The 13,988-nt window shown below is 66.7% G+C and carries 12 protein-coding genes; 4 read left to right on the top strand and 8 right to left on the bottom strand.

Annotated elements, in window-relative coordinates; translation table 11 throughout:
- Positions 1-6: 6 nt before the first annotated feature.
- The 3 genes from HB677_RS00665 to hisS all read right to left on the bottom strand — a co-directional run bounded on the left by HB677_RS00665 (position 7) and on the right by hisS (position 3,654).
- Positions 7-468 (bottom strand): MarR family winged helix-turn-helix transcriptional regulator, encoded by a 462-nt coding sequence (locus HB677_RS00665; RefSeq protein ID WP_213813730.1) that lies wholly within the window; start codon positions 466-468, stop codon positions 7-9.
- A gap of 21 nt (positions 469-489) precedes the next feature.
- Positions 490-2,139: an MDR family MFS transporter gene (locus HB677_RS00660; RefSeq protein ID WP_213814124.1), complete on the bottom strand. Its 1,650-nt coding sequence runs from the start codon at positions 2,137-2,139 to the stop codon at positions 490-492.
- Positions 2,140-2,349: 210 nt separating this feature from the next.
- Entirely contained in the window at positions 2,350-3,654 is a 1,305-nt protein-coding gene (hisS, locus tag HB677_RS00655; protein ID WP_213813729.1) for a histidine--tRNA ligase, read from the bottom strand.
- A gap of 125 nt (positions 3,655-3,779) precedes the next feature.
- Here hisS and HB677_RS00650 point away from each other — a divergent pair, with 125 nt between their 5' ends.
- Together HB677_RS00650 and HB677_RS00645 are read left to right on the top strand one after the other, a co-directional pair.
- Complete coding sequence (locus HB677_RS00650) at positions 3,780-4,721, top strand: ABC transporter ATP-binding protein (RefSeq protein WP_213813728.1); 942 nt, start codon at positions 3,780-3,782, stop codon at positions 4,719-4,721.
- Positions 4,718-5,791 (top strand): ABC transporter permease subunit, encoded by a 1,074-nt coding sequence (locus HB677_RS00645; RefSeq protein WP_307852413.1) that lies wholly within the window; start codon positions 4,718-4,720, stop codon positions 5,789-5,791. Before HB677_RS00650 ends, HB677_RS00645 begins: the two co-directional genes overlap by 4 nt.
- A 104-nt stretch (positions 5,792-5,895) precedes the next feature.
- Here the strand turns inward: HB677_RS00645 and HB677_RS00640 are convergent, their stop codons facing one another.
- The 3 genes from HB677_RS00640 to HB677_RS00630 all read right to left on the bottom strand — a co-directional run bounded on the left by HB677_RS00640 (position 5,896) and on the right by HB677_RS00630 (position 9,253).
- The gene (locus HB677_RS00640; protein WP_213813727.1) at positions 5,896-6,594 is read right to left on the bottom strand and encodes a MazG family protein; all 699 of its coding nucleotides are present in this window, start codon (positions 6,592-6,594) and stop codon (positions 5,896-5,898) included.
- 9 nt (positions 6,595-6,603) lie between these two features.
- Positions 6,604-7,959 (bottom strand): MDR family MFS transporter, encoded by a 1,356-nt coding sequence (locus HB677_RS00635; RefSeq protein ID WP_255546005.1) that lies wholly within the window; start codon positions 7,957-7,959, stop codon positions 6,604-6,606.
- Between the two features lie 187 nt (positions 7,960-8,146).
- Entirely contained in the window at positions 8,147-9,253 is a 1,107-nt protein-coding gene (locus tag HB677_RS00630; protein WP_213813725.1) for a DUF4192 domain-containing protein, read from the bottom strand.
- A 116-nt stretch (positions 9,254-9,369) separates the two neighbouring features.
- Between HB677_RS00630 and HB677_RS00625 the strand changes: the two genes are divergently transcribed.
- Together HB677_RS00625 and HB677_RS00620 are read left to right on the top strand one after the other, a co-directional pair.
- On the top strand, positions 9,370-10,113 hold the full coding sequence (locus HB677_RS00625; protein ID WP_213813724.1) for a CPBP family intramembrane glutamic endopeptidase: 744 nt from the start codon (positions 9,370-9,372) through the stop codon (positions 10,111-10,113).
- Positions 10,114-10,177: 64 nt separating this feature from the next.
- On the top strand, positions 10,178-12,301 hold the full coding sequence (locus HB677_RS00620; RefSeq protein ID WP_213813723.1) for a RecQ family ATP-dependent DNA helicase: 2,124 nt from the start codon (positions 10,178-10,180) through the stop codon (positions 12,299-12,301).
- Here HB677_RS00620 and HB677_RS00615 read toward each other — a convergent pair.
- Both HB677_RS00615 and HB677_RS00610 read right to left on the bottom strand, forming a co-directional pair.
- On the bottom strand, positions 12,298-12,720 hold the full coding sequence (locus tag HB677_RS00615; protein WP_213813722.1) for a hypothetical protein: 423 nt from the start codon (positions 12,718-12,720) through the stop codon (positions 12,298-12,300). The two genes, HB677_RS00620 and HB677_RS00615, sit on opposite strands and share 4 nt — an antisense overlap.
- Positions 12,721-12,820: 100 nt before the next feature.
- The gene (locus tag HB677_RS00610; RefSeq protein ID WP_213813721.1) at positions 12,821-13,768 is read right to left on the bottom strand and encodes a J domain-containing protein; all 948 of its coding nucleotides are present in this window, start codon (positions 13,766-13,768) and stop codon (positions 12,821-12,823) included.
- Between the last annotated feature and the right edge of the window lie 220 nt (positions 13,769-13,988).

The raw sequence follows: 13,988 nt of genomic DNA, 5'->3' as shown, positions 1-13,988 counted from the left end.
GCATCCTTACAGAATTCCGTCGTTGAACTTACGCAGGAGCCGCGCGAAATTGTCGACATCGGAGTCATCCCACGTCGACAGGACCTCGCGATAGGCGGAGCGGAAGCTGGCCTGGAACGAGGCGAGCGCGGTGCGCGCCTTCTCGCTGGAGGCCAGGAGTGTTGCGCGCCCGTCGGCGGGATCGGGATGCGTCTCGAGCAGTCCGATCTCGCGCAGCGAGGTGAGCTGGCGGCTGACGGCACTCTTGTCCATGCCGAGGGCGGTGGCGATGTCGGCCGCACGAATCGGTTCGCGGGACATGACGTAGCGCAGGATCGTGTACCCGGCGGGCTGCAGCTCGGGATCGAGCCGCTCGGAGTAATCCTTCAGACGCATTTTCGTGTTGCGGAACAACACGGAGATGCCCTCCTCGATCTGCATCGAGGAGGCATCCCGTGTGGTGTCCGCCGGGCGGGGATCTTCGGGCACGGCGATCACGATGCCGTGGGGCTAGGCGCGGTGCGCCGGGACCGACGCGTCCTCGGCAGCGCCGCGCTGCTTCTCTTCCGTGGTCTCCGTGCGGAGGGCCTCGACGGGAGCGCCTCCGACCTCGGCGATGCCGAGATCTGCGAGGTTCTCCGACTGCTTCTCGGCCATCTGCTGGATTCCCGTCTTGGTGCCAAGTTCGGCGTTCGGAAGGAAGATGATGCACAGCAGGGTGATGATGGCCAGCGGGGTGGCGATCAGGAAGATCTCACCGACGCCCTGGCCGTAGGCCGTCTCAACGAGCTTGCGCACGCCGGAGGACAACTGGTTGACCTGCGGGATGGTGCCGCTGGCGAGCGTCTTGAGTTCGCTCGGCGTGGCACCCGAGGTCGCGATGCCGCCGGCGACGATCGTCGACACCTTGGAGGCGAGGACGGCGCCCAGGACCGAGACACCCAGCGTGCCACCGAGGCTGCGGAAGAACGCGACTGACGAGCTCGCGGTTCCGATCTGGCGTACGTCGACCGAGTTCTGCACGACGAGCACGAGGTTCTGCATGACCATACCGAGGCCGAGGCCCATGATGCCCATGAAGATTCCGATGTGCCAGATTTCGGTGTCGAACCGGATCGTCGACATTCCCGCGAGTCCGACGGTCAGAAGGCTGGCGCCGAGCACCATGAAGCCCTTCCACTTGCCGGTGCGGCTGATGAGCGTGCCGATGAAAGTGGAGGCGACGAGCGATCCGACGACCTGCGGCAGGCTGAGCAGTCCCGCCTGCGTGGGAGTTGCCCCACGGCTGAGCTGCCAGTACTGGCTGAGGAAGACGGCCGATCCGAAGAGTGCGACACCCACGGTGAGGCTGCCGATGACCACCAGCGTGAAGCTGCCGTTCTTGAAGAGCGTCATCGGAATGATGGGCTCCTTGACCTTCAGCTCGACAACCACGGCTGCGGCGAGAAGTACCACGCCACCGATGGCCATGAGGTAGGACGTGACGGAGCCCCACTCGAACTGGTTGCCGGCGAGCGAGACCCAGATGAGCAGCAGCGAGACACCCGCGGAGATGAGGAGTGCACCGGCATAGTCGATGGAGACCTTCTTGCGCGGACGCAAAGGCAGCTTCAGCGTGCGCTGAATGAGGATGATGGCGGCGACGGCGAACGGAACGGCGACGTAGAAGTTGAAGCGCCATCCGATGGAGTCGGTGATGACACCACCGAGCAGCGGGCCACCGGCGGTTCCCACCGCGATGACGGCGCCGAGGATACCGACGTAGCGTCCGCGGTCACGCGGGCTGATGATGTCCGAGAACAGCACCTGCACGAGGGAGATCAGCCCGCCGGCGCCGAGGCCCTGCAGCACACGGAAGACGATGAGCGTGTCCGTGTTCTGCGCGAGACCCGCGAGAGCGGAACCCAGCACGAAGACCACCAGGGAGATCTGCACGAGCAGCTTGCGGTTGAAGAGGTCAGACAGCTTGCCCCAGATGGGCGTGCTGACGGTCGTGGCCAGGAGAGTGGATGTCACGACCCAGGTGTAGGCAGTCTGATCACCCTTGAGGTCGCCGATGATGCGCGGAAGCGACGTCGAAACGACGGTCGACGCCAGAACAGCGACGAAGAGGCCAAGCAGCAGGCCGGAAATCGATTCCAGCACCTGCCGGTGTGACATTGGTGCCGCACTCGCGGCAGTGGTGGCGGTTGGTGCGTGTGACACGTGCGTTATCCCCATTCATGACGAAGGGCCCTCAGCGCTCAGCGGTGAGGACCCTACGATCAGTTGATCTATGTCAACTATATAAGTTAGTTATACAAAGTCAACTATCTGGGGCGGGATTGACATCACGCTCCCAGCGAACAGCGCACGGGACCGCGACACGGGTTACGCCGTGAGTGACCGCATCTCGAGATCGTCCACCGAGGTGACAGCGCCGGTCACCACGGCGTAGCGTGTGAAGCCCTCGGCCAGCAGTCCGTCGAGCTGTACCTTGGTGTTCTTGGCGCGGCGGGCGAGGCGCACCCGTGTGCCTCGCGCGATGAGGGCGGTCTTGAGGGCGGCGAGCGCCTCGGGCGCGACGCCGGCGTCATACAGCAGCGCAGCGGCATCCGCTTCCGCATCCTCCTCCAGTTCGACCAGGTCGACGAGGCGCTCGAAGCCGAGCGAAAAGCCGGTGGCCGGCACCTCGCTGCCGAGGAAGCGTCCGATCATGCCGTCGTAGCGGCCACCCCCGCCGAGGGAGTAGCCGAGCGACGGGTGGGCGACCTCGAAGATCGGGCCCGTGTAGTAGCCCATGCCACGCACGAGGAAGGGGTCGAACGTGATGAGGGAGTCCGCGTCATCCGCCCCCTCGGCACGGCGCGCGGCGTCGACGGCTGCACCGATGGAAGCAAGCTCCGCGATCACGACCGGGTCGACTCCGGCGGGGAGGGCCGCGGCGATGGATTCGGCGCCGAACGGCAGCGGGGCATCCGGGGCCGGGCGGGCAAAGTAGCCCTCGAGGGCATCGATCGCGGCGGGGGTGGTTCCGCGCTCACGCAGCTCGGCGACGACGCCGGACTCCCCCACCTTGTCGAGCTTGTCGATCGTGATGAGCACCTGCTCGTATTCGGCGGGAGCGAAGCCGAAGACCTCGAGCATGCCGATCAGCAGGCGGCGGTCGTTCACGCGGATGGTGCAGCCGACGAGTCCGAGTGAGTCGAGGGTCGCCGCGGTGGCGACGAGCAGCTCGACCTCCGCGAGGGGGCCTGCCTCACCGATGATGTCGATGTCGCACTGCACGAACTGGCGGTAGCGCCCCTTCTGCGGGCGCTCCGCTCGCCAGACCGGCGCGATCTGGATGGCGCGGAAAACCGTGGGCAGTTCCGCGCGGTGCGAGGCATAGAACCGGGCGAGCGGCACCGTGAGGTCGAAGCGCAGGCCGAGGTCGGCGAGGTCGAGGGCGTCCTTCGCGCCGGCGAAGTCCTCGGGGGTGAGGCCGCGCTTGAGCACGCCGAAGGCGAGCTTCTCGTTGTCACCGCCGAGGCCGGCGTGCAGGCGGGAGCTGTCCTCCATCACGGGAGTCTCGATCTCGTCAAAGCCGTGGGAGCGGTAGGTGCGGCGGATGACTCCGAGCACACGCTCGCGTCGGGACTTGTCAGAGGGAAGGAAGTCGCGCATTCCGCGCGGAGGGTTGACGGGAGAAGCCATGCGCCAATTCTCGCGCACCCGCGGCACTCCCTCCGCCGCATCATCCGCCGTCCGTACACCTCCCGTTCAACGAATCATCCGCAAGAGTGACTCGCTGCGACGCACTTTGTTACTAACCTGCTGACATGAACACTTCTCAGACACTGGTCGGGGGCATCGTCGTCGACGGTGTCGCGCGGTCGTTCGGTGACGTGCACGCCGTGCGGAATGCCAGCCTGAACGCCGCTCCCGGCACCGTTACGGCTCTCATCGGGCCGAACGGCTCCGGCAAGACGACGCTCATGCTGATGCTCGCCTCCCTGCTGCGGCCGGATGCCGGGACCATCCGCATCGCCGGCTTTGACCCGATCACCGAGACGGCCCAGGTGCGAGCGCAGCTCGGCTGGATGCCCGACGTCCTGGGGTCGTGGTCGGCCCTGACCGTGCGCACAACGCTCGAGCTGACCGGCCGGATGTACCGCATGGACAAGCAGGCTGCGGCGGCACGGGCATCCGCTCTCATCACGCTCATCGGGTTGGAGCCGCTGGCCGACCGGCCAACGCGCGTTCTCTCGCGGGGACAGAAGCAGAAGCTCAGCATGGCGCGGGCCCTCGTGCACGACCCGGCGGTGTTGCTGCTGGACGAACCGGCGTCCGGACTCGACCCTGTTGCGCGCATCGAGCTGCGCCAGCTCGTGCGGAGGGTCGCTGCCGAGGGCAAGACGGTGCTGATTTCGAGCCACGTGCTGGCCGAACTCGACGAGATGGCCGACACGGCCGTGTACCTGAACAACGGCGTGACGGCATCCGCGGAGAGCATCGCCCTGACGAAGACCACGATGCGATCGTGGCGGATCAAGTCGCCCAACGGTCCCGCGCTCGCCGAAGCGCTGGTCGCCGCGGGCATTCCCGCCGCGAACATCACCGCGGACCGGAATGAGTTGCTTGTTCCGGTGGAGGGCGAGGATGCTGCGTCCTCCCTGCTGGCCCGGCTCGTGGCATCCGGAGTCCCCATCAGCACGTTCGCGCCGGCCGTCGGCGAGCTAGAACACACCTTCCTCGACCTCAGTAAGGCGGATACCCCGTGAGCCAGTTCTTCTCCGGCGTCGGCGTGATCTTCGCACTCGAAATGCGCCAGCGTGTGCGGGGTCTCGCCTGGTACATCCTGCTGGGCGTGTTCGTTGTGCTCATCGCGATCGTTACCGTGCTGCTCAGCCTCACCCTGAGCGCCGTCTCGGACGTCGACGGCAACCAGAACGCGGGCGCCCAGATCTTCTCGACGATCATCTACTTCGTGCTGCTGCTCGGCACACTGGTCGCTCCGGCGCTGAGCGGAAACTCGATCAATGGGGATCGGGATGCCGGGACCCTCGCGACCACGCAGATCACCCTCGTCTCCACGTGGCAGATCATCATCGGCAAGTTCCTGGCGGCGTGGACGATCGCGCTCGCGTTCCTGGCGGCCTCGGTGCCGTTCCTGCTCTACGCGACGCTCGCCGGTGGGCTGGCCTTCGACACCATCGTCGTGTCGATTCTCGTGCTCGCCTTCGAGCTCGGAGTGGTCGCCGCCATCGGTGTCGGGCTGTCGGGAATCATCAACCGCGGGCTGTTTTCGATCGTGCTGACCTACCTCGTGGTGGCAGCGCTGTCGGTCGGCACGCTCATCACCTTCGGGCTCGGCGCGCTCGCCTCCCAGGTCGAGGTCACCCACACCGACAGCTACATGATCTACGACGACGCGGGCAACTCGACAGGAAAGTGCGAGGAGCCGTCCGTCTACACCGAGAACCAGCCGCAGTTCGACAGGTTCTGGGGCGTGCTCGTTGCGAACCCCTACGTGTTGCTCGCCGATGCGGTGCCGACGCACTACGACCGGAACGGCAACCCGACCGACCTGTTCGGCTCGATTAAGTACGGCGAGCGCATGTCACAGCTGCCGGTCAACACCCACCCCGTGACCAATGAGTGCGTGGCAACGCCCTCCCCGCTGACCTCCGGGCAGGACCCCGCACCGCGCGCACTGATCGACTCGACGACCCCCGGCTGGTTCGTGGGCATCCTCATTCACCTGGTGCTGGCGGCCGCCGCGCTCGTTGGCGCGTGGGCTCGGCTGCGCACGCCGGCCGGTCGCCTCACCAAGGGCAGCCGGATCGCCTGACCGAAAGCTGCCGCCGGACTGCCCCGCCCGCCGATAAGCCCATCGGCGGGAGTAACCGCGCAGTTCGGCGGTTCGTTCGTTTGTTCGCTCGTTCGCTCGTTCTCCTACGGGCGGTTGAGGATGCCGGCGTCAGCCGAGTCCCCGGAGAGCAGGTCGCGCTCGGTGTCGCGAATCTCCGACTGCAGGTCGCGGAGGGTGCTGCGCAGCGCCCGTTCGGCATCGAGACCGGTGGAGCGAGCGGATGACACGATCGCGAGCAACAGCGCCCCGAGCTCGTCTTCGCTTCCGAGGGGGATCGCGCCCGGGGCATCCGCGTCAATCATCCCGAGCTTTTCGGCCTTGCCCAGCACCTTTCCGGCGAGGGCGAGCGACGGCATGCCCTGCGGAATCCCGTCGAGCACACTCGTGCGGCCTGGCTTCTCGATGGCCTTGAGCGCATCCCACCGGGCAGTGACCTCGGCGGCGGTGTCCGCGGTCGTGTCGCCGAACACGTGCGGGTGGCGTCCGACCATTTTGGCCGTCATGTTGGCGGCGACGTCCTCGATGGTGAACTCCTCACCGGGGGTGTGCGCGGCAATGTCGGAGTGGAAGATCACCTGGTAGAGCACGTCGCCGAGCTCCTCGATCATCTCCTCGCGGCTGCCGCCCTCGATCGCCTCGACCAGTTCGTAGGTCTCCTCGACGAGGTACTGCACGAGCGACTCGTGCGTCTGCTCGATATCCCAGGCGCATCCGCCGGGCGCGCGCAGGCGGGCGAGGACGGCGATCAGTTCTTCGAGCTTGGGATACTGCGTCTCGGTCATGCTGTCAGCCTACGGGCGAGTCGCCAGCACCGTCCGTCGCGGCATCGCGAGTGCTGCCGCAACCGTGGCGACCGCGACGATGAGCACGGCGAAGAACACGCTCGCGGACGCGGCTTCGATCGTGGTCGGGTCTGTCGTGTCCCCGCCGTGCGAGGCGAAGATCGCGTTGGCGACGGCGCCGAAGATCGCGACTCCTACCGAGCTTCCGATCGAGCGGGCGAACAGGTTGGTGCCGGTGACCACGCCGCGCTCGTTCCACTCCACGCTGGACTGCGCCCCGATGAGACTCGGGGTGGCGACCAAGCCCATGCCGAGGCCCATGATGAAGCAGCTGATGGCGACAACGGCGAGCGACGGTGTGTGCGCGAAGCTGGCGAGAATGATCGCCCCGATGACCACCGCCGCCATTCCGATGAGCACCGTGGTGCGGAAGCCGAACCGCAGGTACAGCCGCCCTGACTGCGACGCGGAGATCGGCCAGCCGATCGTCAACACGGCGAGCGCGAGCCCCGCGACGATCGGGGACACCTGCAGCGCACCCTCGAGATAGGTCGGCACGTACGACGTGAGGCCCAGGAGCATGGCGCCGACACCCAGCGAGATCAGCGAGGTGGTGAGCAGCAACCGGCGCGAGAACACCCACAGCGGAAGGATCGGCTCGGCAGCACGCCGTTCGGCGAACACGAACGCGACGAGCAACAGCCCACCGATCACGAAGGCACCGATGCTCTGCGGCGCGTTCCATGCCCACGAGTGTCCGCCCTCGAGCACGGCGAGGATGAGCAGGCACAGCGCAAGCGTGAGCAGCACCGCCCCGAGATAGTCGACCTTGTGGCGGGTCTTCTCGATCTTCTCGTGGAAGGACCGCAGGAGCATCCAGCCCGCCAGAATGCACAACGGTACGTTGACGAAGAAGATCCAGCGCCACGTCGTGAACTCGGAGAACACGCCACCGAGGGTGGGGCCCACCACCGAGGAGATTGCCCACACGCTGGCGAGGTAGCCCTGTGTCTTGGCGCGCTCGGCCACGGTGTAGATGTCGCCTGCGATGGTGATGGCCATGGGCTGCACCGCCCCAGCCCCCAGTCCCTGCACCACGCGGAATGCGATCAGTGCGGGCATGCTCCAGGCGAACCCGCACAGAACTGAGCCCAGCAGGAAGAGACCGATTCCGATGAGGATGATCGGCTTGCGTCCGATGGTGTCCGACAGCTTCGCGTAGACCGGTACGGATACCGCCTGCGCGAGGAGGTAGATCGAGAACAACCAGGGAAAGAGGGCGAAGTCTCCGAGGTCCTTCACGATGGACGGCACCGCCGTCGCCAGAATCGTCGAATCGATGGCGACCAGACCGGTCGAGAGCATCAACGAAATCAGAATCGGGCCACGTTCGGATCGGAAGCCGACATCCAAAGTACTCAGGGCACACCTCTTCGCTATCCGGGCAATTCGCCTCATCCATTCAATCAGGGGATGAGGTCGGGAATTCCCCGCGCGCGACCCGGGTATGCTCGCGGCCCGCCGCGGCGGGCCGCGAGACCGGGCGGGAGCGTCACTCCTCAAAGGCCCACTCCGGGGGCATGCCGTTGGACACCACCGTGTTCAACAGCCGGGCCATGCCGTAGCCCGGATCGATGCCGAGGGCGAGGTCCAGGTAGGCCCCCGCCCGGGATCCCCGACCAATCGCCCAATTGAGCCATGCCAGCATCACCAGGGGTGCCGGCCGGTGTTGGTCCTCTGCCACGCCGACCAGCTTCACCAGCAAGGCGATTGCCGCGTGGATCCTGTTCTGATCGGGACCCGGGCCGCCCCCAAGCATCATCGCGCCGATGTCTGCATCGATGCGCGAGGGGCCCTTCTTGTCCAGCACGACCTGACGAAAGATGCGGTCACCCATGTCGAGGTTGGACGCCCACTGCAGCATCGCGAAGTCCCGCACCGGCGGCGATTGCAGGATCCACAAGAGCGGAAGCTCGAACCTGTCGTATTGCCGATCGTCCCATTGGAGGGCTTGTTCGACGAACAGGGGCATGTCGGAGAGGCATTCCAGCTCGTCTGCCGCCCAGACCGGGAGATTCCTGCTTGCCTGATAATCCTGCTCGTCATAAAACTCCTGCATCGCTCGGGTCGTCATCTGTTTGACGAACGCGGGCGCTTCCCGGATCGGGGCATCCCTCCCGTCCCCGTTTTCTGCACGGTCGCCCTCGGGCACCTCGTCGGCCACTGTCGATGAGGCGATGTCGGCCAGCGATCTTCCGCCCGTCGGCAGATGAGGATCCAGATACGACCCGTAGCCGTCCGCTGCGGAGCAGAGCGCGTCCCGGATGCCGAACCCGGCGTTTCTGACCTGCCGCAGGAGCGCGCGCACCACCGGCGAATATGGCACGGCAGTGCGGTGCCCGAAGCCCTTGTCCGTGTACACCGCGATCGCCACGTCCTGTCCGCGGGGAAACCTCGACAACGTGCCCACCATGAGCGGTCCGATTACCCGCGCGAGTTCGGGAGTCGGGGTGGGAGGCAGGTCGTACCGCATCATGGCGGAGTTGCGTTTGCCGTCGAACAACACCACGACGAGGCTGTTTCTCGGGGTGAATCCCAGCAGATGCGGCACCATTGCGAGAAAATCCGCGGCCGTGGCCGCCTTCATTACGTGCGTCATGTAGCCCAGTTTTTTCCGCCGTCACAGCCGCGGGGAGCCCGCCGCGGGATCGGTGGAAAACCCGCGGGGCCGTGCGCCTGTGGATAACGCGAAGGTGCGACAGGGACAATGGCACGGTGCAGCTCGCGCTCGTTTCCCTCCTCCTGGTCATCATCGCCATGCTCGTCATGCGCGCCGTCACGCGCGAGCGCAAGGAGTACGGGCAGTTCAAGCGGCTGACCTCGACGGTGGCCCGCCAGAAGATTTACCGCAAATGGTTGCGGGAATCCTTCTTTATGTTCGGCGGCCTCTCGGCCGTCGTTCTGCTGGCGTCCTGGCAATTCGTGCCAAAGGCACTGGCGAGCGCCCGCGAATCACCGCCGGTCGCGTGGGCCGTCGGACTCGTCACCACCGACCTCGGCGCGGGTATCACCCTGGGCGTCGGCGTCGCGCTGGCCATCGGTCTCGTGCTGCCCATCCTCCTGCTCCGCGGCCACGAGGAGGAGATCCCGACGGTCGGCGATGTGGGAGCCCTGCTGCCCCGCACGCGCGGCGAACTGAAATACGGCGCGGGTCTCGCCATTAACGCCGGCCTGGTGGAAGAGCTGTTGTTCCGCCTCGCGCTGCCAGCCTTGATTTTCGGGATCCTCGGCAACGGCATCGTGGCGTTTGTTGGGGCGACCGTGCTGTTCGGGCTACTGCACATCTATCAGGGATGGGTCGGGGTCGTGTCATCCACCGTCCTCGGTCTCGTATTTTGCGCCATCTACCTGCTCAGCGGATCGATCATTCTGGCGATCGCTATCCACGCGCTGTTCGACCTGCGATCGCTCGTGCTGATTCCCCTGGTGGTCACGCGGGTGTACCGGATTCGCGACTAGCAAACGACACGGCGCCCTGTGCGCACACCCAGCCCGCGTCGGGGGTACCTGTCAAGCTGGTCGGATGACCGAGACCCGCGAATCCGCCGTTGCCGTCCTGCGAACCCTCGTCGGGCGGGACGATGCGGATTTCCACGACGGCCAGTTCGAAGCGATTGAGACCCTCGTCGACGATCGTCGGCGGGCACTGGTGGTACAACGCACCGGGTGGGGAAAGTCTGCCGTGTATTTCGTCGCCACCCTGTTGCTGCGGCAGCGCGGCGCGGGCCCCACGATTCTCGTCTCGCCGCTGCTCGCCCTGATGCGCGACCAGATCGCTGCCGCTGCTCGGGCCGGTGTGCGCGCGGTCGCCATCAACTCGACCAACGCCCACGAGTGGGGCGACGTGCAGCGCCAGCTCGCCGCCGACGAGGTGGACGTCTTGCTGGTCTCCCCCGAGCGCCTGAACAACCCGGCATTCCGCGAGAACCAGTTGCCCGCGCTGCTGGGTCGCATTGGCATGCTCGTGGTCGACGAGGCCCACTGCATCTCCGACTGGGGCCACGACTTCCGACCGGACTACCGGCGCCTGCGCGATCTGATCGGTCAGATGCCCGAGGGCGTCCCGGTTCTCGCCACGACCGCAACGGCGAACAGTCGGGTGGTGCAGGACGTCGCCGAGCAGCTCAACGGCGGCGCCATTTCCGGCGCGGCCACCGACGTCGTCACGATCCGTGGACCGCTCGCTCGCGCATCGCTGCGCCTCGGGGTGCTGCGACTCCCCGATGCCCGCACGCGCCTCGGCTGGCTGCTCAGCCACCTCGACGAACTGCCGGGCAGTGGCATCATCTACACCCTCACCGTGTCCGCCGCTGAAGACACCGCCCGGTTGCTCCGACAGGCAGGCCACAATGTTCGCGCCTACACCGGCCAAACCGATACGACCGAACGCGAAGAGTCGGAGAACCTGCTCAAGGCCAACGGTGTGAAGGCGCTCATCGCCACGAGCGCGCTGGGAATGGGCTTCGACAAGCCCGACCTCGGCTTCGTTCTCCACCTCGGCGCTCCGTCATCACCCGTCGCCTACTACCAGCAGGTCGGTCGTGCCGGGCGCGCCACCGACAACGCCGATGTGCTGCTCCTGCCCGGCAGTGAAGACGAAGCAATCTGGCAGTACTTCGCCACGTCGTCGATGCCCAGCGAGACGCGGGCGAACGCGGTGCTCGATGCTCTGAACGCCACCGAGGGTCCGCTATCGACTCCCGCGCTGGAGTCCCGCGTCGACATCCGGCGGACCCCGCTCGAGCTCTTGCTCAAGGTGCTCGATGTCGATGGCGTTGTGCAGCGCGTGCAGGGTGGGTGGGTGTCGACCGGTCAGCCATGGAACTACGACCGCGAACGGTACGAGCGCATCGCGGCCGAACGCGTCGCCGAACAGCAGCACATGATCGACTACGAGAAGACCTCCGGCTGCCGCATGGAGTTTCTGCAGCGCACCCTCGACGACGAATCGGCCACGCCCTGCGGACGCTGCGACAACTGTGCGGGCGTCTGGTACCCGGTCGATGTTCGGGATGACGCGACCGCGACGGCGAGCTCGTCGCTGGATCGCGTGGGTGTCGCGCTCGAGCCGCGGGCGCAGTGGCCCACCGGCGCCGACCGTCTCGGCGTGCAGGCCAAGGGAAAGATTCCGCTCGATGACCGCATGACCGAGGGCCGTGCGCTCGCGCGACTCACCGACCTCGGCTGGGGCAACACCCTCCGCGACATCTTTGCTCCGTCCGCGACCGACGCCGCCGCGAGCCCCGCGCTGCTCAACGCCTGCGTGCGGGTACTGGCGGAATGGAAGTGGGAGGAACGGCCCGTCGCCGTCATCGCGATGCCGTCCAGGAGGCATCCGCTTCTCGTCGACTCCATCGCGCGGGGCCTCTCCACCGCGGGGCGCCTGCCGTACCTCGGAGCCCTTGACCTCTCCGGGGCGGGACCCGTCGGCGAGCCCGGCGGAAACAGCGCCTACCGACTCGCGAGCGTCTGGGACGGCTTTGCGGTCGGACCGCAGCTGAGCGAAGACCTGCGGTCCCTGTCGGGTCCGGTGCTGCTCGTTGATGACCTCGCCGACAGCCGCTGGACGATCACCGTCGCCGCCCGCCTGCTGCGCCGCGCGGGAGCCTCCTCTGTACTGCCGTTTGCGCTGGCCCTGCGGGCCTAGCAGCAGCAGCTCGTGCCGTACGCGCCGGCCGTGATCGGGGCAAATACTTCGCGACTCCGGGCGGTCGACCGGCGGATCCAGATCGCGTCGATCAGATCGAGTTCACCGAGGCATCGCCGTGCCCTCAGCCCCACGTTGCGCAGCACCCAGTCCCGATATTCGTACTCGTCCATGGTGCTGTGCGACGCGCGACGCTCACACTTGTCCTCGTCGGCGAGGAGCTGCATCTCCACGTGTTCATAGGCGCGCTGGAGGGCCGCCGCGGCCGCGCCGGTTGCCGTGTTGTGCACGAGAATCTCGCGGGCACCGCTGACGGACAGCGGGAACGACCGGAGAGTGGCGAGAATATCGCGGGCGTTCTCGCCGCCAAGGAGGTATTTCTCCGCAGTGCTCCGATGCGGCTTCATCATCGTTGTCATGCAGCGAGCCTAGAAATCGCCGCAGCGCCGTGGGACCGGATGCACCGATCTGTGGAATCTGCGCGACCGCCGCTACCTGTGGAGAAAGCACTCCCGGGCGTCAGGCGAAGCGGATGCCCGCGCGCAGCCGGGTGCGGATGTCGAAGACCTCTGCCCCGCCCCGGAACGGCAGGGTGCCGAGTCCCGTCCGCATGAGGTGCGGCAGCCGCGACCGCCACACCAGGAGCGTCGGAGTTCCCCGTATGCTGCCGAGCACCTCGAGCGACTCCGCACTCGAGCCATCCGGTATCACGATCACGAGGGCGGTGAATGCGACGCTGCACGCCTTGGCCACGAACCGCGCCTGCACCGATAGCCGGTGCACCGGGCGTTCCTCCTCCGCGAGCACGGCTCCGATGAGCTCGCCCTTGCGCGTGCGCACAGTTCCGCCCCAGTCGCGCGACGCGAGCGCGAAGAGGCCACTGGCGCCGAGAACGATGTGGTCGAGGGTCTCGTCGGGAAGCCCGGGCGCTGCGGTCGTCGTGGCGATGCCGTGCCAGATTGTGTAACCGATTCCGAGGGAGTCCAGCGCCTGTGCGGATGCCTCGACCGCGATCGCTGTCGCGAGCACCGCGCGGATCTGCGCCGGCGCCGACCGCACCAGCTGGGGGTCGTACGGCTTGGCGATGGACGTGCCCCTCCACTCCCGCAGCAGTTGCAGGTAGCGCTCGCGGTACCAGCCACCCGCGTCGCCGTAGATCGTCGAGGAGGGCCGCGTTCCCCGGGCGTTGTAGCCCTCCGAGGGTGCCCAGTCGGTCTGCTGCTGCTCCTGACCGGAAGCCGAGGATCGGGATGACCCTGCACCGCGGTCATACGCGGCGCGATCGCCCGGCGTGCCGATCTTTTCCCACGCCCATTGCACGGCGTGGAAGTCGACGGCGACCCCGCCGGTGTCGGGGTGGGTCTCCCGGAGCATGCGCCGGTAGGCGCGGCGGAGCTCATCCGTCTCCACGGTGGGTGAGACCCCGAGCACCTCGTAGGGACTCGCGGAAATCGGGCTCGAAGACATCAGCTCACTTTCCGTGGGGCGGCGACGGTACCAAGATGGAGGTGCGCCTCAGCGCGCAGGACATCCTGCACGCTCACCACATATGAGGATACCGATGTGCCGAATCAGGGCATTCACGGAATATCTTCAGGTACAGATGAGTTCAATTAGATGTCCCCGTGAGGGGCAGGCCTTCCTTATCGACGACGTGCCCACCGGGGGTGACCGGCACCCACCAGGT

Source organism: Glaciihabitans sp. dw_435, assembly GCF_018449675.1.
Classification (GTDB): Bacteria; Actinomycetota; Actinomycetes; order Actinomycetales; family Microbacteriaceae; genus Glaciihabitans.
The sequence above is the reverse complement of the archived record's forward strand: the minus strand, read 5'-3'. Positions and strand labels throughout refer to the sequence as shown.

Excerpts from the sequence above, each read along its gene's own strand:
- HB677_RS00660 (WP_213814124.1), bottom strand. The coding sequence starts at position 2,139 with ATGTCACACCGGCAGGTGCTGGAATCGATTTCCGGCCTGCTGCTTGGC.
- hisS (WP_213813729.1), bottom strand. The coding sequence starts at position 3,654 with ATGGCTTCTCCCGTCAACCCTCCGCGCGGAATGCGCGACTTCCTTCCC.
- HB677_RS00650 (WP_213813728.1), top strand. The coding sequence starts at position 3,780 with ATGAACACTTCTCAGACACTGGTCGGGGGCATCGTCGTCGACGGTGTC.
- HB677_RS00640 (WP_213813727.1), bottom strand. The coding sequence starts at position 6,594 with ATGACCGAGACGCAGTATCCCAAGCTCGAAGAACTGATCGCCGTCCTC.
- HB677_RS00635 (WP_255546005.1), bottom strand. The coding sequence starts at position 7,959 with ATGCTCTCGACCGGTCTGGTCGCCATCGATTCGACGATTCTGGCGACG.
- HB677_RS00630 (WP_213813725.1), bottom strand. The coding sequence starts at position 9,253 with ATGACGCACGTAATGAAGGCGGCCACGGCCGCGGATTTTCTCGCAATG.
- HB677_RS00620 (WP_213813723.1), top strand. The coding sequence starts at position 10,178 with ATGACCGAGACCCGCGAATCCGCCGTTGCCGTCCTGCGAACCCTCGTC.
- HB677_RS00615 (WP_213813722.1), bottom strand. The coding sequence starts at position 12,720 with ATGACAACGATGATGAAGCCGCATCGGAGCACTGCGGAGAAATACCTC.
- HB677_RS00610 (WP_213813721.1), bottom strand. The coding sequence starts at position 13,768 with ATGTCTTCGAGCCCGATTTCCGCGAGTCCCTACGAGGTGCTCGGGGTC.